The 20,158-nt window shown below is 70.7% G+C and carries 13 protein-coding genes and 5 pseudogenes; 13 read left to right on the top strand and 5 right to left on the bottom strand.

Translation table 11 applies throughout. The features are described from left to right. Positions 1–222: 222 nt before the first annotated feature. Genes HK415_RS00720 through HK415_RS24235 form a run of 3 tightly spaced genes read left to right on the top strand, consistent with a single transcriptional unit; the run spans position 223 to position 6,409 of the window. Positions 223–882 carry a response regulator transcription factor gene (locus tag HK415_RS00720; RefSeq protein ID WP_171556408.1) on the top strand — a complete coding sequence of 220 codons (660 nt, stop codon included), beginning with the start codon at positions 223–225 and terminating at the stop codon, positions 880–882. Then, positions 879–6,182, top strand: coding sequence for an AAA family ATPase (locus HK415_RS00725; RefSeq protein WP_309246529.1), 5,304 nt, complete (start codon positions 879–881; stop codon positions 6,180–6,182). The genes HK415_RS00720 and HK415_RS00725 overlap by 4 nt, the downstream gene beginning before the upstream one ends. Continuing rightward, positions 6,137–6,409, top strand: a complete 273-nt coding sequence (locus tag HK415_RS24235) for an ATP-binding protein (protein ID WP_309246530.1) — start codon at positions 6,137–6,139, stop codon at positions 6,407–6,409. The genes HK415_RS00725 and HK415_RS24235 overlap by 46 nt, the downstream gene beginning before the upstream one ends. 15 nt (positions 6,410–6,424) lie before the next feature. Here HK415_RS24235 and HK415_RS00730 read toward each other — a convergent pair whose 3' ends face one another. The 4 genes and pseudogenes from HK415_RS00730 to HK415_RS00745 all read right to left on the bottom strand — a co-directional run bounded on the left by HK415_RS00730 (position 6,425) and on the right by HK415_RS00745 (position 10,588). After that, positions 6,425–8,119, bottom strand: a complete 1,695-nt coding sequence (locus tag HK415_RS00730; RefSeq protein ID WP_171556409.1) for a sensor histidine kinase — start codon at positions 8,117–8,119, stop codon at positions 6,425–6,427. A gap of 20 nt (positions 8,120–8,139) precedes the next feature. Further along, positions 8,140–8,760 carry an MEDS domain-containing protein gene (locus HK415_RS00735; RefSeq protein ID WP_171556410.1) on the bottom strand — a complete coding sequence of 207 codons (621 nt, stop codon included), beginning with the start codon at positions 8,758–8,760 and terminating at the stop codon, positions 8,140–8,142. Positions 8,761–8,852: 92 nt separating this feature from the next. Further along, a pseudogene (locus tag HK415_RS00740) lies at positions 8,853–9,637 on the bottom strand (ATP-binding cassette domain-containing protein). Next, positions 9,634–10,588 (bottom strand): annotated as a pseudogene (locus tag HK415_RS00745) (ABC transporter permease). The pseudogenes HK415_RS00740 and HK415_RS00745 overlap by 4 nt, the downstream one beginning before the upstream one ends. 184 nt (positions 10,589–10,772) lie before the next feature. On the opposite strand from HK415_RS00745, the pseudogene HK415_RS00750 reads away from it, so the two are divergent. The 6 genes and pseudogenes from HK415_RS00750 (at position 10,773) to HK415_RS00765 (ending at position 14,922) form a co-directional block, all read left to right on the top strand. After that, positions 10,773–11,767 (top strand): annotated as a pseudogene (locus HK415_RS00750) (substrate-binding domain-containing protein). Between the two features lie 2 nt (positions 11,768–11,769). After that, the gene (locus tag HK415_RS00755) at positions 11,770–12,741 is read left to right on the top strand and encodes a PAS domain-containing protein (protein WP_171556411.1); all 972 of its coding nucleotides are present in this window, start codon (positions 11,770–11,772) and stop codon (positions 12,739–12,741) included. Then, a pseudogene (locus HK415_RS24240) lies at positions 12,693–12,899 on the top strand (PAS domain-containing protein); the annotation flags it as partial. The gene HK415_RS00755 and the pseudogene HK415_RS24240, both read left to right, overlap by 49 nt. Positions 12,900–13,531: 632 nt before the next feature. Next, complete coding sequence (locus HK415_RS26760) at positions 13,532–13,699, top strand: ATP-binding protein (RefSeq protein WP_373684627.1); 168 nt, start codon at positions 13,532–13,534, stop codon at positions 13,697–13,699. 124 nt (positions 13,700–13,823) lie between these two features. Continuing rightward, on the top strand, positions 13,824–14,402 hold the full coding sequence (locus tag HK415_RS24245) for a flavodoxin family protein (protein ID WP_253262009.1): 579 nt from the start codon (positions 13,824–13,826) through the stop codon (positions 14,400–14,402). Positions 14,403–14,568: 166 nt separating this feature from the next. Further along, positions 14,569–14,922, top strand: a complete 354-nt coding sequence (locus tag HK415_RS00765; RefSeq protein WP_309246531.1) for a response regulator transcription factor — start codon at positions 14,569–14,571, stop codon at positions 14,920–14,922. Between the two features lie 50 nt (positions 14,923–14,972). Here the strand turns inward: HK415_RS00765 and HK415_RS00770 are convergent, their stop codons facing one another. Beyond that, the gene (locus HK415_RS00770) at positions 14,973–15,620 is read right to left on the bottom strand and encodes a VOC family protein (protein WP_216369701.1); all 648 of its coding nucleotides are present in this window, start codon (positions 15,618–15,620) and stop codon (positions 14,973–14,975) included. Between the two features lie 267 nt (positions 15,621–15,887). Here HK415_RS00770 and HK415_RS00775 point away from each other — a divergent pair, with 267 nt between their 5' ends. From HK415_RS00775 to HK415_RS00790, 4 genes and pseudogenes are all read left to right on the top strand, one after another. Continuing rightward, a complete protein-coding gene (locus HK415_RS00775; RefSeq protein WP_171556414.1) occupies positions 15,888–17,204 on the top strand; it encodes an epoxide hydrolase family protein in 1,317 nt (438 codons plus the stop codon). A 37-nt stretch (positions 17,205–17,241) separates the two neighbouring features. Next, a pseudogene (locus HK415_RS00780) lies at positions 17,242–18,596 on the top strand (epoxide hydrolase family protein). Between the two features lie 21 nt (positions 18,597–18,617). Further along, entirely contained in the window at positions 18,618–19,073 is a 456-nt protein-coding gene (locus HK415_RS00785; RefSeq protein WP_171556415.1) for a YybH family protein, read from the top strand. Continuing rightward, on the top strand, positions 19,070–20,152 hold the full coding sequence (locus tag HK415_RS00790) for a thioredoxin family protein (RefSeq protein ID WP_171556416.1): 1,083 nt from the start codon (positions 19,070–19,072) through the stop codon (positions 20,150–20,152). Before HK415_RS00785 ends, HK415_RS00790 begins: the two co-directional genes overlap by 4 nt. Positions 20,153–20,158 lie beyond the last annotated feature (6 nt).

Below are 20,158 nucleotides of genomic sequence, written 5' to 3' on the forward strand. Positions count from 1 at the left end.
CCCGCGGCCACTATCGGATGCGGCCGGCGCGGGGGCATCGACGGAAAGTTCGGGCAGCGCCCCTCCTGGGACGGAGCCGGGCACCGGCCGAAAGGCGGGCCAGCCACTGCGAGACTCATCAATACCAAGGTGTCTGTTTACGTGGCGGATCAATGGGAGCATGCTGCCGCGTGGCCACGGCCGCGGGAGATCGGTGCCGCGCCGGCAGCCCGAGGAGTCGGAATGAGGCATGAAGCTGCAGACCAGGCCCGGACCGCCCCGGCCCAGGCCCTTCCCACGGTGTTCGTCGTGGACGACGACGTGTCCGTGCGGGAGGCGCTGGAGATGCTGATCCGCTCCGCCGGCTGGGAGGCGGAAACCTTCGCGTCCGCCGAGCATTTCCTGGCACGCCCGCGCCTGCTCGCCCCGAGTTGCCTGGTCCTCGACATGGCGATGCCCGGGGTCGGCGGACTGGAGCTGCAGCAGCGGCTGGCGGCGGAACGCACGGACTTGCCGATCATCTTCCTCACCGGCTATGGCGACGTGCCGCAGACGGTGCGGGCGATGAAGGCGGGCGCCAGGGAGTTCCTGACCAAGCCCTTCAGCCCCGACGTGATGCTGGCGGCGATCGCCAGCGCGCTGGAGCGCAGCCGCGCGGCCATGCACGCGGAGGCGCACACCGGCGCGCTGCGCGCGCGCTACGAGTCACTGAGCCGGCGCGAGCGCGAGGTCATGGGGCTGGTGGTCACGGGCCTGCTGAACAAGCAGGTGGCGGGGGAGCTCGGGATCAGCGAGATCACGGTGAAGGTGCATCGCGGCAGCGTGATGCGCAAGATGCAGGCGGGCTCGCTCGCTGAGCTGGTCACCATGGCCGCCGAACTGGGCATCCGGGGCTCGCCGTGAGCGAACTCTCGCTGGACGACGCCGGCCACGATGACGATGCGTCCGGCGAGATGCTCTGGCAGGACGGCGAACGCGCGTTCTGCCGGATCTCGCGCCGCCTGGACACGGGCACCCGGCAGCTGTGCGTCGCGGTCGTCCCGGGCGGCGATCTCCCGCCCGCCGCGATGGTGCGGCGCCTGCGGCACGAGTTCGAGTTGCGCGAACACCTGGATGGTGCCTGGGCCCTGCGGCCGCTGGAACTGATTCCCGAGGGCGGCCGGGCCATCCTGGTGCTGGAGGATCATGGCGGCGAGCCGCTCGAGCGCCTGCTCGGCGCGCCGATGGAACTGGGGCGCTTCCTCAGGGTCGCGATCGCGATCACCGAGGCCCTGGGCCAGCTGCACGGGCGCGGCCTGGTCCACAAGGACATGAAGCCGGGCAACGTGTTCGTGGACGCGGCCGATCGCGTTCGGCTCACGGGCTTCGGCATCGCCTCGCGCCTGCCGCGCGAACGCCAGGCACCGGAGCCGCCGGAGGTCATCGCCGGCACGCTGGCCTACATGGCACCGGAGCAGACCGGACGCATGAACCGCTCCATCGACACGCGCAGCGACCTCTACTCCCTCGGCGTCACCTTCTACCAGATGCTCACCGGCACGCTGCCCTTCAGCGCGTCGGATCCCATGGGCTGGGTCCATTGCCACATCGCCAAGCGCCCGGTTCCGCCCGCGGAGCGCGCGTGGATGCCCGCGGCGGTCTCGCACATCGTGCTGAAGCTGCTGGCCAAGACGGCGGAGGACCGCTACCAGACGACCGCCGGCGTCGCGGCCGACCTGAAGCGCTGCCGCGCGCTGCTGGAGGCGACCGGCGCCGTGCCGGCCTTTCCTCTCGGCACGCACGACGTGCCCGACGCGCTGCGCATCCCGGAGAAGCTCTACGGGCGCGAGGCGGAAGTGGCGGCCCTGCTCGCGGCGTTCGAACGCGTCATCGCGCACGGCACGCCGGAACTGGTGCTCGTGCGCGGCTACTCCGGCGTGGGCAAGTCCTCGGTGGTGAGCGAGCTGCACAAGGCGATCGTGCAGCGCCGGGGCCTGTTCGCCTCCGGCAAGTTCGAGCAGTACCGGCGCGACGTGCCCTACGCCACGGTGGCGCAGGCCTTCCGCTCGCTGATGCGCCAGCTGCTCGCCCGCAGCGAACCGGAACTCGCGCGCTGGCGGCAGTCGCTGACCGAGGCGCTGGCCGGCCAGGGCGAGCTGATGGTGCGCATCATCCCGGAACTCGAGCTCCTGGTCGGCGCGCAGCCCACCGTGCCCGAGCTGCCGCCGCAGGACGCGCAGGCCCGCTTCCAGCGGGTGTTCCGCCGGCTGGTCGGCGTGTTCGCGCGTCCCGAGCATCCGCTGGTGCTGTTCCTGGACGACCTGCAATGGCTGGACGCGGCGACGCTGACGCTGCTGGCCGACCTGGCCACCCACTCGGAGGTGCACGACCTCCTGCTCGTGGGCGCCTACCGCGACAACGAGGTGGATGCCTCCCACCCGCTGATGCGCAGCCTGGAGGCGATCCGTGCTGCCGGCGCGTCGGTCGGCGAGATCGTGCTGGCGCCGCTGGCGCTGCACGACGTGGGCGCACTGATCGCCGATTCGCTCCATTGCGACGTGGACGGCGCCCGTCACCTGACCCGCCTGGTGCATGAAAAGACGGGAGGCAATCCCTTCTTCGCCATCCAGTTCCTCGGCGCGCTCGGCGAGGAGAAGCTGCTGGCCTACGACGCCGGGGCTGCGGCCTGGGTGGCGGACCTCGCGCGCATCCACGCCAAGGGCTATACCGACAACGTGGTCGACCTGATGGTGGGCAAGCTGGCCCGGCTGCCGGGCGCGACCTGCGAAGGGCTCAAGCAGCTCGCCTGCCTGGGAAGCGTCGCGCGCTTCGGCACCCTCGAGCGCATCTTCGGGCAATCGGCGGACGCGGTCCATGCCTCGCTGTGGGACGCGGTGCGCGACGGGCTGCTGCTGCGAACCGGGGAGGGCTATGCGTTCGTGCACGACCGGGTGCAGGAGGCGGCGTACTCGCTGGTCGACCCGCACCACCGGCCGGCCGTCCACCTGAGCCTGGCGCGCGCCCTGCTGCGGGACATGCATCCGGACGAAGTCATCGACGTCGTCGACCAGTTCAACCGGGGCGCAGCGTTGCTGGTCGACCCGCAGGAGCGCGAGCGCATCGCGCAGCTCGACCTGCTGGCGGGACGCAGGGCGAAGTCGTCGGCCGCCTATGCGTCGGCCGCCACCTACTTCGCCGCCGGCATGCGCCTGCTTCCGGACGACGCGTGGAGCAGGCGCTACGAGCTTGCGTTCGGCCTGTGGCTGGAACGCGCCGAGTGCGAGCACCTGGGCGGAAACCTCGATGCGGCCGAGCCGATCATCTGCGGGCTCTTGTCGCACTGCGCCTCCAAGGCGGACAGGGCAGCGGCCTATCGCCTGAAGATCGACCTGCACGTGATGAAGGGCGAGAACGCCAAGGCGATCGACAGCGCGGTGGCATGCCTGGGGCTGCTGGGCATCGAGATCTGCGCGCACCCCACGCGGGCCCAGGTGGAGACCGAGCTCGCGAAGGTATGGCGCAACCTCGGGGACCGCCCGATCGAAAGCCTGGCCGGACTCCCGCCGATGACGGACCCGGAAAAGCAGGCGGCCATGCTGGTGCTGTCGGTGATCTACGCGCCCGCCTATTTCACCGACCGCAACCTGCTGCACCTGCACATGTGCCACATGGTCAACCTGACGCTGGAGCACGGCACGAGCGAGGCTTCGGCGGCAGGCTATGCCTGCTTCGGCGTCACCGTCGGCCCCAACTTCGGCCGCTATGCCGACGGCTACCGCTTCTGCAGGCTCGCCTGCGACATGGTGGAGCGGCCGGAGCTCGCGGGCTACCGGCCCAAGGTCTACGTCTCCACGGAGATGGCCTTCCTGTGGACCCAGCCGGTCGGCACCGCGCTGCACTACGTGCAGGCGGCCCAGCGGGCCGCCATCGAGGCCGGCGACCCGGCCATCGGCTGCTACGCCGCCACCCACATCGTGACGGACCTGCTGCTGCGCGGGGACCACCTCGACGACGTGCTGCGCGAGAGCGAGCGCGGCGTGGAATTCGCGCGCAAGGCGAACTTCCGCGACATCGTCGACGTGATCCGCGGCCAGCAGCAGTTCGTGCAGGACATGCGCGGGCGCACGGCCCACTTTTCCACCTTCAGCGGCGCGGGGTTCGACGAGACCGCCTTCGAGGCGGCCCTCACGCCGGACCGCATGGCCACCATGATGTGCTTCTACTGGCTCCTGAAGCTGCAGGCGCGCTTCCTGTCCGGCGACCTCGACGCGGCGCTGGACGCGGCGGCCAGGGCGAAGGCGCTCCTGTGGTCGGCTGACGGGCACATCCAGCTGGTGGACTACCACTTCCACACCGCGCTCACGATCGCCGCGGGCTGCCGGGCGCCCTCCGGGGCGCGGCCGGAAGCGTCCGAAACGCTGGCCGCGCACCTGGCGCAGCTCGCTCAATGGGTGGACAACGGTGCCGCCAGCTTCAGGGACCGCCATGCGCTGCTGCAGGCCGAGGCCGCCCGCGTGGCGGGCCGCGACCTGGACGCGCAGCGCCTGTACGAGCAGGCGATCCGGCTCGCGCGGCAGGACCGCTTCATCCACAACGAGGCGCTCGCCAGCGAACTCGCCGGTCGCTTCTATGCGGACCGGGGATTCGAGGAGATCGCTGCGCTCTACCTGAAGAAGGCCCGCGGCTGCTACCTGCGGTGGGGAGCCGCCGGCAAGGTGCGGCAACTCGACGAAGCGCACCCCGGGCTGCGGGACGAGGAAGCGGCAGCCGCCGCGACGGGCACGATCGGCGCGCCCGTGGAGCACCTCGACCTGGCCACCGTGCTCAAGGTCTCGCAGGCGGTCTCGGGCGAGATCGTGCTGGAGAAGATGCTCGAGACGCTGATGCTCACCGCCATCGAACATGCCGGCGCCGAGCGCGGGGTGCTGACGCTGGCGGTGGCCGGCGAGCAGCGGGTCGCGGCGGAGGCCACGACCACCGGCGACCGCGTCGCCGTGCAATTGCGCGACCAGGCGCTCGCCGAGGCGGCCGTGCCGCAATCCGTGTTCCTCTACGTCCTGCGCACGCAGGAAGCCGTGGTGCTCGATGACGCGGTGGCGCACGGTCCGTTTTCCGGCGACCCCTACATCGTGGAACGCCGCACGCGCTCCGTCCTGTGCCTGCCTCTGCTCAAGCAGGGCAAGGTGACCGGGGTGCTGTACCTCGAGAACAACCTGGCGGCGCGCGCCTTCGCGCCCAGCCGCCTGGCCACGCTGAAGCTGCTGGCGTCCGAAGCGGCCATGTCGCTGGAGAATTCGCGCCTGTACCGTGACCTCGCCGTGCGCGAAGCGCGGATCCGGCGCCTGGTGGAGGCCAACATCATCGGCATCTTCATCTGGGACACCAGGGGCCGCGTGCTCGATGCCAACGATGCGTTCCTGCGCATGGTCGGCTACGACCGGGAGGACCTGGTCTCCCGGCGCCTGCGCTGGACCGAGCTCACGCCGCCGGAATGGCGCGAGCAGGATGAACAGCACGCGCCGGCGCTGAAGGTCGCCGGCAGCCTGCAGCCCTACGAGAAGGAGTACTTCCGGAAGGACGGCAGCCGCGTGCCGGTGCTGATCGGCGCGGCGATGTACGAGGAGGCCAGCGACGAGGGCGTGGCCTTCGTGCTCGATCTCAGCGAGCGCAAGCGCGCCGAGCACGAGGCGCGCCGCAGCGAACGCCGCCTGCACGAGATGCAGATGCGCCTGGTGGACGCCAACCGCATCGCCACCGCCGGGCACCTGTCCGCCGCGATCGCGCATGAGCTCAACCAGCCGCTGGCCGGCATGGTGACCAACGCCAGCACCTGCCTGCGGCGGCTGGCGGCCGATCCACCCAACGTCGAAGGCGCGAGCGAAACGGCACGGCGCATGATCCGCGACGCCAACCGCGCGTCCGACGTCATCCAGCGCCTGCGCGCGCTGTTCGGCAACAAGGAAACGGCGGCCGAATGGCTGGACCTGAACGAAGCCGCGCAGGAGGTGATCGCGCTGTCGTCGGCGGCGCTGCAGAAGGATCGGGTGTCCGTGCACTGCGAGCTGGCCGAGGACCTGCCGCCGGTGCGCGGCGACCGCGTGCAGCTGCAGCAGGTGATCATGAACCTGTTGCGCAATGCGGGGACGCGATGCGGGACGTGGACGAACGATCCCGGCGCGTGGCGATCCGCACCCGCCGCGACGACGGCGACTGCGTGCGCCTGACGGTTCAGGACGCCGGCGTCGGGCTGGACGCCGGCAGCGCGGAGCGGCTGTTCGAGGCGTTCTACACGACCAAGAGCGCGGGCATGGGGATCGGCCTGTCGGTCAGCCGCTCCATCATCGAGCGCCACCACGGGCGGCTCTGGGCGGAACCGAACGAGGGTCCGGGCGCGAGTTTTTCCTTTTCCATCCCGCGTGAACCGGCGGCCCGCGCCGCGCCGGACGGCTGACCCGCGGCGGGGCCCTCACACCAGCGAAGTCTCGGCCCGCGCCGACTGGCCGGCGGCCATGCCGACCGGAACCGCGAAGCGGAAGGTGGCCCCAGGCCCCTCGTTCGCCGCCGCCCACATCCGTCCCCGGTGGTGTTCGATGATGGAGCGGCTGACCGACAGGCCGATGCCCATGCCGTCTTCCTTGGTCGTGTAGAAGGACTCGAACAGGCGTTCCGGCGCCTGCGTGCCGAAACCCTCGCCGGCATCGCACACCGACAGGTGCACGTTGCCGTCGCCGGGCACCTGCGTCTTCACCAGCAGCCGGCGCGGGCGGTCGTCGACCCGCTTCATCGCGTCGCAGGCGTTGCGGACCAAATTCAGCATCACCTGCTGCAGCTGCACGCGGTCGCCGCGCACCGGCGGCAGGAGTTCGGCGAACTCGGTGCGGACCTCCACCCGGTGGCGTTGCAGCTCGGCGCCGGACAGGGCCAGCACTTCCCTGGCGGCGTCGTTGAGGTCCACCAGCTCGGTGGCCGTTTCCCGCTTGCCGAACAGCGCCCGCAAGCGCCGGATCACTTCGGCGGCACGCGTGCCGTCGCGCAGCAGGCGCTCCGCGGCGCGGGTGGCGATCCTGACGTCGGGCGGGTCGCAGGTCAGCTTGCGCAGGCAGGTGCTTGCATTGGTGAGGATGCCCGAGAGCGGCTGGTTGACTTCGTGCGCGATGGACGCCGCCAGCACGCCGAGGGTCGTGATCCGCGCGACGTGGGCCAGCTCCGAGCTCGCCTTGGCGAGCGCGTCTTCTGCCAGCCGGCGCCCGGTGATGTCCTGGATCGCACCGGTGTAGTCCGGCTCGCCGTCCTCGCCGAGGCGGCTGCGCGCGATCACGTGGAGGTAGCGGACCGACGCATCCGGCAGCTGCAGGCGGCAGTCGAATTCCACGTCCCGGCTGCTGCTGCGCACGTACTGCAGGTGCTGCCGGAAGGAGGCGCGGTCCTCCGGGTGCACGTGCTGCTCCACCAGCGCCATCGTCACGAGCGTGCCCTGCGGGATCCGGAAGATGCGGTACGTCTCGTCCGACCAGGCGATCTCGTCCTTGTCCGGCAGCCAGCTGAAGCTGCCGGTGGCGCTCAGGCGCTGCGTTTCCGCCAGCAGCTCCTTGCTGCGCTGCAATTCCCTGGTGCGCTGCGCGACCCGCCGGTCGAGCTCCTCGGCCACGCCCTTCTGCATGCTGAGCGTGCGCGCTTCCTGCAAGCCCATGGCGGCCTGGTTCGCGGTCACGCTCAGGAGCAGCCGTTCGCCCGGTGTGGGGAATCCGGCGCGTTGCGAAGCCGCGACGAGGACGCCGTCGCCCTGCCAGCCCAGGCGGAACGTGACGACCGTCACTTCGTCACCGGCGAAATGCATGCGTGCCTGCGCGGGCCACGCGGCGGGCGCCGGTCCGAGGCATTCGGCGAGCAGCAGGCCCAGCCCTTCGACCGGCCTTTCCGCGGGCCCGGTCCGGCCCGCCCGCATGATCTCTGCGGGTGTGCCGCCGGCCACCGCTTCCAGCCGCACGTACACGAAGTCCGGCTGCAGGATGCGCAGGATTGCGTCGGCCAGCGCGCGGCCGACGTGGGACGGATCGCCTCCGCGCCAGATGGCCGGCAGCGTCACGACCGCGAGCAGGTCGTTCAGGAACGCCTTGGGGTCGCTGCCGTCGCGCGCCTGGCGCTCCATGTCCGGGTTCATGCCAACTGGGAGCGGGGGCGTCAGTGCGCGTGCAGCTCCTGCAGGAAGCGCTCCGGCTGCACGAAGAACGGGTTCTCCTGGAGGATGCCGCCGATGATGACCATCGGATGGGTCCGCAAGGCCTCGATCACGACGTCGCCCGAGAAGCGGTTCAGGTCGTAGCAGCAGATGACCGCGTCGGCGTCCTCCGGCCACATGGTGTTGACCTTCGCCTCGAACGCGAGCAGCTGCCCGACGTTCGCGCGCGGGTCCAGCGCCCATTCGGCGTGCGCGACGAAGCGCGTGAGGGGGTAGCCCTGCGCGCGCCCGCCCGCCAGCACCGCTTCCAGCTGCGCCAGCATGCGGTCGGCGTCGAAATCGCCCTGGGCGAAGAAGGTGTCTGCCCAGTCATGCACGGCGAGCTGGCCGTCCCGGCCGGCGCTTCCCGCATCGATGCCGAAGGACGCCATGCGGCGCAGGTGCTCGTCGCGCAGGGCCGGGTCGATGATGTGGACCGCCTTGTGGCCGGCGGCCAGGCCATCGCGGATGTAGGGCAGCGTGGCTTCGTACTGTTCGTCCGCGCCGTGGAAGAACGCGCAGACGTGCCTGGCGTGGCAGAGGTGGGATCCTGCAAGGGGAATCGGGGCCGCGGCCGGGGTCATGGCGTACTCCGTCGAAAGAGGGAGCGCAGCTTAGGCCCCCGCCCGTACGCCGTCCATTGCACCTTCGTATGAGCCGCGGACCGGATGGTGTGTCAGGCCAGGACCTCGGGCGGCAGCTCCCCGGGCGCCCGGGCGCCGGTCATCACGGCCACCGTGTCGCTCATGCTGATCCTGCGCGGGTCCACCACCGCGGCCCGCCTGCCGAGGCGGGCGATGTGGATGCGGTCGGCGATCTCGAACACGTGCGGCATGTCGTGGCTGACGAGGATCACGGAGAGGCCGCGGTCGCGCACACGCCGGATCAGGTCCAGCACCATGTTCCCTTCCTTCACGCCGAGGGCGGCCGTGGGTTCGTCCATCAGCACCACGTGGCGCGCGAAGGCGGCGGCGCGGGCGACGGCCACGCACTGCCGCTGGCCGCCGGAGAGGGTTTCCACCCGCTGGTTCATGGAGCGGATGCCCACCTTCAGCTCGCTCATGCGGGCCATGCTCTCCTCCACCATGCGGCGCTTGTCGATCAGGCCCAGCCGGCCCAGCACGCCGGGGCGGCGCAGCTCGCGCCCGAGGAACAGGTTCTCGGCGATGGTCATGGCCGGGGCGACGGCCAGGTCCTGGTACACGGTCTCGATACCCGCGCGGCGCGCGTCCATCGGGCTGCGGAACTGGGCGGGGTTCCCGCCCAGCCAGATCTCGCCGGCATCCGGCCGCAGCGCGCCCGACAGCGCCTTGACCAGCGAGGACTTGCCCGCGCCGTTGTCGCCGATCACGGCCAGGATCTCGCCCGCGCGCAGCTCAGGTCCGCGTCGCGCAGGGCGATCACGTGGCCGTAGCGCTTGATCAGGCCGCGGGCCTGCAACACCAGGGGCGCGGGATTCACGGCGCCCCCTTGCGCGAGAGCTGGTCGGCCGCCACGGCCAGGATCACCAGCACGCCCGTGACCAGGACCTGGTAGATCGAAGACACGCCCATCAGGATGAGGCCGTTGCGGAACACGCCGATGATGAGCGCCCCGATCAGCGTGCCCAGCACCACGCCCCGGCCGCCGAACAGGCTGGTTCCACCCAGCACGACGGCCGTGATGGCGTCGAGGTTCTCGGTGTGGCCCGCGTTCGGGTCGCCGGCGCCGACGCGCGCACCGACAGCAGCGATGCGATGCCATAGAACACGCCCGCCAGCACGTACACCCCCAGCAGCACGCGCTGCGAGGCGATGCCGGCCAGGCGCGCGGCCTCCGGATGGTTGCCGACCGCATAGACGTGCCGGCCGGCGGCGGTCTCGCGCAGCGCGAACCAGGTCGCCAGGTACAGCGCCAGCATCAGCACCGCGCCATGGACGATGCCGGTGCTGCCGATGGCGAAGGTGTTGCCCAGCCAGGTCATGCCCGCCGGCACCTCGGTCACCGTCTGCGACTTCGAATAGAGCTGCGTGACCGCGAACGCGATGTTCAGCGTGCCGAGCGTCACGATGAAGGGGGCAGCCTGGCCTTGGTGACCAGCAGTCCGTTGAGGAGGCCGAACAGCGCCGTCACGGCAATGCCGCAGGCGATGGCCAGCGGCACCGGCAGGCCGGAGTCGGCCGCGAGCTTGGTCATCACGATGCCGCCCAGGGCCATGACCATGCCGCACGAAAGGTCGATGCCCGCCGTGAGGATGACGAGTGTCTGGCCGATCGCGATCACGCCCACCACCATCACCTGCTGCAGGATCAGCGACAGGTTCTGCGCCGACAGGAAGCGGTCGCTTTGCGAAGCGAAGAACGCACACGCGAGCACGAGCGCGAGCAAGGGACCGAGGGGAGCCAGGTGCGGCGGCAGCGCGGAATTCTCCATGTCGTCTCCTGCGGGCGTCGACGTGGCCATCCGGTGCCAACGGCGCGCGTGACTGGTAAGGCCGAGCACGGGGCCCTTTGCCCGCGTAGACCGCATGGGTGCTCGCGTCCTACACTGTCCCGGCCAATGCCATGGGAGTCAACTCCCGGTTCGTCCGCATTCGTCCTGCCCGAGGGGAATCCCGATGCCTTTGCGCCACTCTCTGCTCGCGACTGCATTGTTCGCCGCCTGCGCGGCCCATGCGGCCGACGCCCCGGTCATCGGCCTGATCACGAAAACCGAAACGAACCCCTACTTCGTCGCCATCCGCGAGGGCGCGGCCGCCGAGGCGAAGGCGCGCGGAGCCAAGCTGCTCACGGCCGCCGGGAAGGACGTGCGCGACCATGCAAGCCAGGTGGCCGCGGTGGAGAACATGATCGCCGCCGGCGCGCGCGCGATCCTGATCACCGCGAGCGACTCCAGGGCCATCGTGCCCGTGCTGCGCAAGGCACGCGACCAGGGCGTGCTGGTCATCGCCCTGGACACTCCGACGGATCCGCCGGAGGCGGTCGACGCCTGGTTCGCGACGGACAACTACGAGGCGGGCGTCCTCATCGGCCAGTATGCGAAGGCGGCGCTGGGCGGTCGCAAGCCGGTGGTGGCCATGCTGGACCTGGTGCCGGGGCTGTCGGTCGGCACCCAGCGGCACAACGGCTTCCTGCGCGGCTTCGGCGTCAACGCGCCCGACGCCAGGAGCTCCGAGCTCGGCACGGATGCTTCCGTGGTCTGCATGGTGGACAGCTTCGGCGACCAGGCCAAGGGGCAGGCGGCCATGGAGAACTGCCTGCAGAAGAACGGGGACATCAACCTCGTCTACACGGTCAACGAGCCCGCCGCCGCAGGTGCATTCAACGCGCTCAAGCGCGCCGGGAAGGAGAAGGGGTGGTGATCGTCTCCATCGACGGTGGCTGCGAAGGCATCCGCAACGTGGGAAGCGGCATGATCGCTGCGACCTCGCAGCAATATCCGCTGAAGATGGGCGCGCTGGGCGTGCAGGCGGGCGTGGAGTTCGCGCGGACCGGCAGGAAGCCCAGTGGCTACACGAACACCGGTGTCACGCTGGTGGCCGGCAAGCCGGTGAGCGGAGTGCCCAGCATGGAGATCAAGACCGGCAGGGAGTCGTGCTGGGGCAGGAGGTGAAGATGTCGCCCGGCGCGCCGGCCCTCGTGCTGCGCGCCGACGCGGAACAGCTGGCGCGCCTGGCCGGTTCCATCTCGGACTACCTGTGGAGCGCCGAGGCCGGACCCGGGCAGGCGTTGGCGTACCGCTACTTCTCGCCCGTGGTGGAGCGCATCACGGGGCGGCCGCGCGAGTACTACCTGGCCGAAGGCCTGCAGGTGTGGCTGGCCACCATCGAGCCGCAGGACCGCGCCGCCGCGGCCGCCGGCATGGAGCGCATCCTGGGCGGCGAGCCGGATCGGCTGGACCTCGAATACCGCATTCATCGCCCGGACGGCACGGTGCGCTGGGTTCGCGACAGCATGCATGCCACGCGCCTGGCCGACGGGCGCATGCTGCTGGACGGCGTGGTGAGCGACATCACGGAGCGCCAGCAGGCCGCCGCCGCCCTGCGCGAAAGCGAGGAGCTCTTTCGCAGCCTCACCGAACTGTCGTCGGACTGGTATTGGCGGCAGGACGAGAACCTGCGCTTCACCTATCTTTCCAGCCAGGCGATCTCCCTGACCGGCCACACCGGCGAGTCGTCGGTCGGCAAGTTGCGCTGGGAGCTGGCCGACATGTGGCCGCTGTCGGGATCCTGGGACGAACACAAGGCCGTGCTCGCGGCGCGCCAGCCCTTTCGCAATCTGGAGTGCTGTCGCATTGGAGTGGACGGGGTTGCGCGCTACCTCAGCATGACGGGCGCCCCCTCTTCGACGAGCATGGACGATTCAAGGGCTACCACGGCATCGGCCGCAACATCACGGAGCAGAAGCGCATCGAGGCGGAACTGCGCGCATGGAGCGAGATGCTGGACCTCGCGCAGAGCGCCGCGCGCGCCGCCGCCTTCGAATGGCGCTTCGGGTCGGCGGACCGGCAGACCCGCTGGTCCGCGGACCTCGAACCGATGCTGGGGTCCCCCGGCACCTACGACGGCAGCGTCGACAGCTGGCTGAAGCTGGTCCATCCTGCGGACCGCGCCGTCGCCGAGACGGTGATCGCGCGTGCCCAGGGGCCCGGCGACGTCTCGTTCGAGTACCGCGTGCTCCACAAGGACGGTTCCACCCGCTGGCTGCACCTGAAGGGCCGTGTCGGCGTGGAAGACGGCACGCAGGCCCGCCTGGTCGGCTTCATGCTGGACGTGACCGAACGCCACAAGGCGGAAGAGGAGCTGCAGCGCCTGGAACAGCAGTTGAACCAGGTCCGCTCCGAACTGGCCCGCGTCGCGCGCGTGGCCACCTTGAGCACGCTGGCCGCCTCGATCACGCACGAGGTCAGCCAGCCGCTGTCCGGCGTCATCGCCAATGCCAGCACCTGCCTGCGCGTGCTGGATGCCGAGCCGCCGAACGTCGATGCGGCGCGCGAAACCACGCGGCGCATCCTTCGCGACGGCAACCGCGCCGCGGACGTGATCACGCGCCTGCGCGCCATGTTCAGCAAGCGGGACTTCACGCTGGAGCCCATGGACCTGAACGAAGCGGCGCGCGAGGTGGTCGCCCTGTCGCTGGGCGAGTTCCAGAGGAACCGCATCGTCGTGGTGTCCGAGCTGGCGCCGGACCTGCCGGCCGTGACCGGCGATCGCATCCAGCTCCAGCAGGTCGTCCTGAACCTGCTGCGCAATGCGTCCGAAGCCATGGCCGACGTGCCGGAGCGGCCGAGGCAACTCGTGATCCGGACCGCGGTCGAGGGTGGCGACCGGGTGCGCCTGAGCGTGCGCGATACCGGCGAGGGCTGCCGCCTGGCAGGATGGACAAGCTGTTCGACGCCTTCTTCACGACCAAGACCGCCGGCATGGGCATCGGGCTGTCGGTCAGCCGCTCGATCATCGAGCGGCACCATGGCCGCATCTGGGCCGAGCCGAACGACGGCCCCGGCGCCACCTTCTGCTTCTCGGTTCCCGTCGCTCCGACCTAAGGCGGGGTGGCGTCCTGCGCCCGAGTGGGATGCGACGGCCCCGGCCCGGGGCGACAGTGGGGGTGAAGGGCCGGTGCCGGCGGCACCGGCCCTTCACCCCACCACCACCTTCCCAGGAGCACACATGTCGAACCGGATCGTCGTCGTCTACTTCAGCGGCTATGGCCACACGCACAAGATCGCCGAAGCCGTGGCGGCGGGCGCAGGCGCGAGACTGCTGCGGGTGAACGAGCTGGGCAGCCTGCCGGACGGGGGCTGGGACGCGCTGGCCGCCGCCGACGCCATCGTCTTCGGCTCGCCCACCTACATCGGCAACGTCGCGTGGCAGTTCAAGAAGTTCATCGACGAGTCCTCGAAGGTCTGGGCGACCCAGGGCTGGAAGGACAAGCTGGCGGCCGGCTTCACCAATTCCGCCGGCATGAACGGCGACAAGGGCTCGACCATCAACGCGCTGTTCACGATGTCGCAGCAGCATGGCATGCTGTGGGTGGGTACGGGCATGCTGCCGAGCAACTCCAAGGCCGCGAAGCGCGACGACATCAACTACGTGGCCGCGTTCGCCGGGCTGGCCGCGACCACGCCCTCCGATGCGACGGCCGAGGAAGTCGCCCGCGGCGACCTCGACACCGCGCGGCTCTTCGGCCAGCGCGTCGCCGCCACGCTCGATCGCATCCGCCTGGACGAGGCCGCCCTGGCCGACTGATCCCGGCCCGCCGGCGGCGGGCCTCGACCGCCGGAGCCCGCCGCGGCCGATACCAAGGTATCGTTTACCCCGTCGCCAATCTGGTGCACCCTACCGGAACGAATGACCAGGGGGCGTGATGCAAAGTGAGCGCGGCGGTGCCGCCGCAGGCCGACAGCGCCCGCTGGTGTGCGTCGTGGACGACGACGAGTCCGTGCGCGAGGCCTTGCCGGACCTGCTCGGCGAGTTTGGCTACGCGTCCCTCGCTTTCGCATCCGCCGAGGAATTCCTGGCTTCCGACCGGATCCGCGACGCCGATTGCCTGATCCTCGATGTCGCCATGCCCGGCATGACCGGGCCCGAACTGCACCTGGAACTGAAGCGGCGCGGCCATGCCACGCCCGCGATCTTCATCACCGCCCACACCGATCCTGCCCTGTTTCCGCGGCTGATCGAGCAAGGGGCGGTGGAATGCCTGTTCAAGCCCTTCAGCGACGTCGCGCTGCGCGACGCGGTGGTCACTGCGCTGGCGACGAATTAGGGCGCCCTGGCGTGAGCAGCCAGGGCGTTGCCGGCGAGTCCGGCGCGCCGTCACTCGGGCAGGGGCCGGCCGGCCTGCTCGGCCACCATGAATTCGGCATACCAGTCGGGCCACTCGTCATCGTGCGCGCCAACCTTTTCCTCGTGCGCGTGGTGCGCCGCTGCCGCCCGCCGCAGGGTGGCGGCGAGGTCGCTGGCTGATCCGAAGCGGGTCTCGTCGCCGTCGAGACGGCCGGGCAGGCGCGCGGTGATCTCCTGCATCAGCCAGCTGTTTCCGTCGGGGTCCTTGAAAGTGGCATAGGTGGCGTAGGGCCGCCGCTGCGGATCGCGGCCGGCCGCGGGCGGATCGCCCGGCGTCAGGTGGAACACTTCGCTGACCTCGGCGCCGCAGGCGATGAGATGCTCGCGTGCCGCGTCGATGTCGGACACCGCCAGGAACAGGCCGTGCGCCGATCCGGGGGCGGCGGAGGTGATGCCCTTGCCGAAATGCAGCGAGCACGCGGAGCCGGGCGGCGTGAACTGGATGGCGCGGAAGGCATCGCCGCGGTCGAAGTCGGCGTCGAGCCGCCAGCCCAGGCCGGCGTAGAAGCGCTTGGCACGCTCGACGTCGGACACCGGGATGGTGATGACTTCCAGCTTCATGTCGACTTTCCGACGGGTCTCGGCGAGCGCCTTGCTGCGCTCCAGGGTGCTGCTCATGTCTTGCTCCTTGGTTCAGGGTGCCGCGGCGACGGGCCTGCACCCGCCCGCATGAAATCAGGCCGGCGCCGCGGCGGCAATTGAACCAAGGTAGGGCGAACGGCAGTGCGCCACCCCCGACGCATGCGGGGGTCCCACCAAGGTCTGCCCGACACCATCGTGCAATCGACCCACGCCGGGGCCGCGTGGTGTCATCGCCGCCGCTGCCCCAGGGATTGCGCATCGCGCGGCCCCCATCCTCCCGCACCCCACCAGGACCCGCCCCACATGACTTTCCTGAACCCGAACGACGAAACGCTTTCGCCGGCATTGCGCAGGCGAGTCTTCCTTGCGGCGTCGGCAGCGGCGCTTTCCGCCAGCCCGCTGCTCACCGCCGCCGCTGCGCCTGTCGCCCGCGATTCCGCCGCCCACCCCGCCATCCGGCCGTACAAGGTGATCGTTCCCCGCTCCAGCCTGGTCGACCTGCGCCGGCGAATCGCGGCCACCAAGTGGCCCGAGCAGGAGACGGTGGCGGACCACACGCAGGGCGTGCCGCTCGCCACCATGCGCAAGCTCGCGCACTACTGGGAGAAGGACCACGACTGGCGCAAGTGCCAGGCGAAGCTCAACGCGCTGCCGCAGTTCATCACCGAGATCGACGGGCTGGACATCCACTTCATCCACGTGCGCTCCAAGCATGCCAACGCGCTGCCCGTGATCGTCACGCACGGCTGGCCCGGCTCGATCATCGAGCAGCTGAAGATCATCGAGCCGCTGACGAATCCCACCGCCCACGGCGGCCGCGCCGAGGACGCCTTCCACGTGGTGATCCCCTCGCTGCCCGGGTACGGCTTCTCGGGCAAGCCGGCGAGCACCGGCTGGGGGCCCGAGCGCATCGCCGACGCGTGGATCACGCTCATGAACCGCCTGGGCTACCCGCGCTACGTGGCCCAGGGCGGCGACTGGGGCCAGCTGGTGACGGAGCTGATGGCGGTGAAGGCGCCGCCCGCGCTGGCCGGCATCCACACCAACATGCCGGGAGCCGTGCCGCCCGAGGTCGCGCAGGCGCTGCACCAGCGGCAGCCCGCGCCCGCGACCCTGACCGCCGACGAGAAGCGCGCCTGGGACCAGCTCGATTTCTTCTTCCGCAAGGGCCTCGCGTACGCGCAGGAGATGAGCAATCGCCCGCAGACGCTGTACGGCATCGCGGATTCGCCGGTCGGCCTCGCGTCCTGGATCCTCGACCACGATGCGGCCAGCCTCGCGCTGATCGCGCGCGTCTTCGACGGCCAGCCCGAGGGCCTCACGCGCGACGACATCCTCGACAACATCACGCTCTACTGGCTCACGGGCACGGGCGTGTCCTCCGCGCGCCTGTACTGGGAGAACAGGTTCACCTTCTTCGCGCCGCAGGGCATCCGCATTCCCGTGGCCGTGAGCGCCTTTCCCGAGGAGCTCTATACGGCGCCCCGCAGCTGGGCGGAGCGCGCGTACCCGAATCTCATCCACTACAACCGCCTGGACAGGGGCGGCCACTTCGCGGCGTGGGAACAGCCGCAGCTGTTCGCGCAGGAGCTGCGCGCCGCCTTCCGCTCGCTGCACTGAAGCCTTCTCTCCCTCTGCCCGACAAGGACCCTTCCCCATGACCCACCCGACGCACTCCCGGCGCGGCTTCCTCGCCGGTTCGGCGGCCGCGCTGTCAGCCAGCCCGTTCGCGCTCGCGGCCGCCGCCACGGCGCGCCCCGGCACCGAGCTCCTGGCCGCCGCGCCTGCCGCGCACCGGCCGACCGGCAGCACCGCGATCCGTCCCTTCCGCTACCGTGCGCCCCAGGCGCGCCTCGACGACCTGCGCCGCCGGATCGTGGCCACGCAGTGGCCGGAGAAGGAAACCGTCGGCGACACCTCGCAGGGCGTCCCGCTGGCGACGATGCGTGCGCTCGCGCGCCACTGGGCCACCGGCTACGACTGGCGCAAGTGCGAGGCGAAGCTCGACGCGCTGCCGCAGTTCATCACCGAGATCGACGGGCTGGACATCCATTTCATCCACGTGCGCTCGAAGCACGAGGACGCGCTGCCCCTGGTCGTCACGCATGGCTGGCCGGGCTCGATCATCGAGCAGCTGAAGATCATCGAGCCGCTGGCCAATCCGACGGCGTACGGCGCATCGGCGGCGGACGCCTTCCACGTGGTGATTCCGTCGATGCCCGGCTACGGCTTCTCGGGCAAGCCCGCCGGCACCGGCTGGGGCCCCGAGCGCATGGGGCGGGCCTGGGCGAGCTGATGAAGCGGCTCGGATACGGCCAGTACGTCGCCCAGGGCGGCGACTGGGGCGCGTTCGTGGTCGACCAGATGGGCCTCCAGGCACCGGCCGGCCTGCTGGGCATCCACACCAACATGCCGGCGACCGTTCCCGCCGACGTGGACCGCGCGCTGCTCGCGGGCGAGCCGCCTCCGGCCGGCCTCTCGGCCGAGGAACGGCGCGCCTACCTGCAACTGGTCAGGACCTTCAAGCAGGTGGACTACGCCAGGCTGATGGGATCGCGGCCGCAGACCCTGTACGGCATCGCGGATTCGCCCGTGGGCCTCGCCGCCTGGCTGCTCGATCACAACGACGCGGACGACCAGCCGGCCGCGACGGTCGCTGCCGCCCTGCACCGCACGGCCAGCACCAAGGGCGAACTCACGCGCGACGAGATCCTCGACAACATCACCTTGTACTGGCTGGCGAACACCGGCGTTTCCGCCTCGCGCCTGTACTGGGAATACAAGGGCGGCTTCTTCAACGCCAAGGGCGTCGACATCCCGGTGGCGGTGAGCGTCTTCCCGAGGGAGCAGTACGAGGCGCCGCGCAGCTGGACGGAGCGCGCCTATCCCAGGCTGATCCACTACAACAAGCTGGACAAGGGCGGCCACTTCGCCGCCTGGGAGGAGCCGTTCCTCTTCGCGTCCGAGCTGCGCGCCGGCTTCCGCCCGCTGCGCAGGAACGCATCGAACTAAGCCATCGAACCGAAGGTCACCATGCGAATCCTCCTTGCCTCCATCCTCCTGGCCGCCGGCCTCGGCAGCGCATCCGCGGAAACCGCGTCGCGCGAGGCCGAACTGCGTTCGGCGATCGCCAGCTTCCGCACGGCCCTGAACAGCGGCGACAGCGGTTCCTTCTTCGCCCTGCTCGCGCCGGACCTCGAAGTGCTGGCTCCCGGCGCCGACCCGTTGCGCGGCGGCGCCGCGCACGCCTCGTTCCTGCCGCTGTTCACGCAGGTGCGGCCGCACATCGGGCCCTTCACCGGCGAAGAGATCACGGTGAGCGGCGACATCGCGATCCAGCGGCACAGCTTCGAGCTCTCGACGACGCCGAAGGCGGGCGGGCCGGTCACCACGGTGGCCGGTTCCGGCCTGCACGTCTGGAAACGGACGGCCGACGGCCGCTGGCAGATCGTCAAGGACATCTGGACCAACCCGCCGGCGCGGCCATGAAGCCGGTCCGCTTCGCGCTGGGCCTGCTGGCCCTCGGATGCGCCGTGTGGCTCGGCGCGTACCTTTCGGGCGAGCGGAGCCGGATCGTGGACATGACGCCGCTGCCGGCCGTCCAGGCGCGGGGCACCACGCCCTCGCTGGACGGCGCCGTCGAATGGCTCAACACGAAGCCGCTGGGCGATGCGGACCTGCGCGGCAAGGTCGTCCTCGTGGACTTCTGGACCTACTCCTGCATCAACTGGCTGCGCACGCTGCCGCACGTGCGGGCCTGGGCCGACAAGTACCGGGAGCAGGGGCTGGTGGTGGTGGGCGTGCATTCGCCGGAGTTCGGCTTCGAGCAGGACTTGGCGAACGTCCGCGCGGCGACGGCGCGGCTGCAGGTGGATTACCCGGTCGCGGTCGACAGCAGGCACACGATCTGGCGCGCGTTCGGCAACAGCGCCTGGCCGGCCATCCACATCCTGGATGCCCGGGGCAGGCTGCGGCACACGCACCTGGGGGAGGGCGGCTTCGAGAAAACGGAAAGGGTGCTGCAGGAGCTGCTGGCGGAGGCGGGCGCCGGCACCGTCGATCGCACGCTGGTCCAGGTGCAGGGCAGCGGCAGCCAGGCGCAGGCCGACTGGGCGAGCCTGCGTTCGCCGGAGACCTACGTCGGCCATGCGCGCACCCACAACTTCGCGTCGCCCGGCGGGATCGCGCGCGACCGCGTGCGCGACTACTCGGCGCCGGCGGCGCTGCGGCTCAACGCATGGGCGCTGTCCGGTCCGTGGCGGGTCGGCGGCGAGGCCGCTTCGCTGCACGCCGCCAACGGCCGCATCGTCTACCGCTTCCAGGCGCGCGACGTGCACCTGGTGATGGGCCCGACGTCGCGCGGGCAGGCGGTGCCGTTCCGCGTGCTCGTCGACGGCAAGCCGCCCGGCGAATCGCACGGCGCCGACGTCGACGCGCACGGCATGGGCACCGTCGTCGAGCACAGGCTCTACCAGCTGGTACGGCAGCCGGGGCGCATCGAACCGCGCGAGTTCGAGATCGAGTTCCTGGCGCCCGGCGTCGAGGCCTTCTCCTTCACGTTCGGCTGAGCGCCG

The organism is Ramlibacter montanisoli, assembly GCF_013087525.1.
GTDB lineage: Bacteria > Pseudomonadota > Gammaproteobacteria > Burkholderiales > Burkholderiaceae_C > Ramlibacter > Ramlibacter montanisoli.

Coding starts and splice junctions, on each gene's coding strand:
- HK415_RS00720 (WP_171556408.1), top strand. CDS start 223: ATGAGGCATGAAGCTGCAGACCAGGCCCGGACCGCCCCGGCCCAGGCC.
- HK415_RS00730 (WP_171556409.1), bottom strand. CDS start 8,119: ATGAACCCGGACATGGAGCGCCAGGCGCGCGACGGCAGCGACCCCAAG.
- HK415_RS00735 (WP_171556410.1), bottom strand. CDS start 8,760: ATGACCCCGGCCGCGGCCCCGATTCCCCTTGCAGGATCCCACCTCTGC.
- HK415_RS00755 (WP_171556411.1), top strand. CDS start 11,770: ATGTCGCCCGGCGCGCCGGCCCTCGTGCTGCGCGCCGACGCGGAACAG.
- HK415_RS26760 (WP_373684627.1), top strand. CDS start 13,532: ATGGACAAGCTGTTCGACGCCTTCTTCACGACCAAGACCGCCGGCATG.
- HK415_RS24245 (WP_253262009.1), top strand. CDS start 13,824: ATGTCGAACCGGATCGTCGTCGTCTACTTCAGCGGCTATGGCCACACG.
- HK415_RS00770 (WP_216369701.1), bottom strand. CDS start 15,620: ATGAGCAGCACCCTGGAGCGCAGCAAGGCGCTCGCCGAGACCCGTCGG.
- HK415_RS00775 (WP_171556414.1), top strand. CDS start 15,888: ATGACTTTCCTGAACCCGAACGACGAAACGCTTTCGCCGGCATTGCGC.
- HK415_RS00785 (WP_171556415.1), top strand. CDS start 18,618: ATGCGAATCCTCCTTGCCTCCATCCTCCTGGCCGCCGGCCTCGGCAGC.
- HK415_RS00790 (WP_171556416.1), top strand. CDS start 19,070: ATGAAGCCGGTCCGCTTCGCGCTGGGCCTGCTGGCCCTCGGATGCGCC.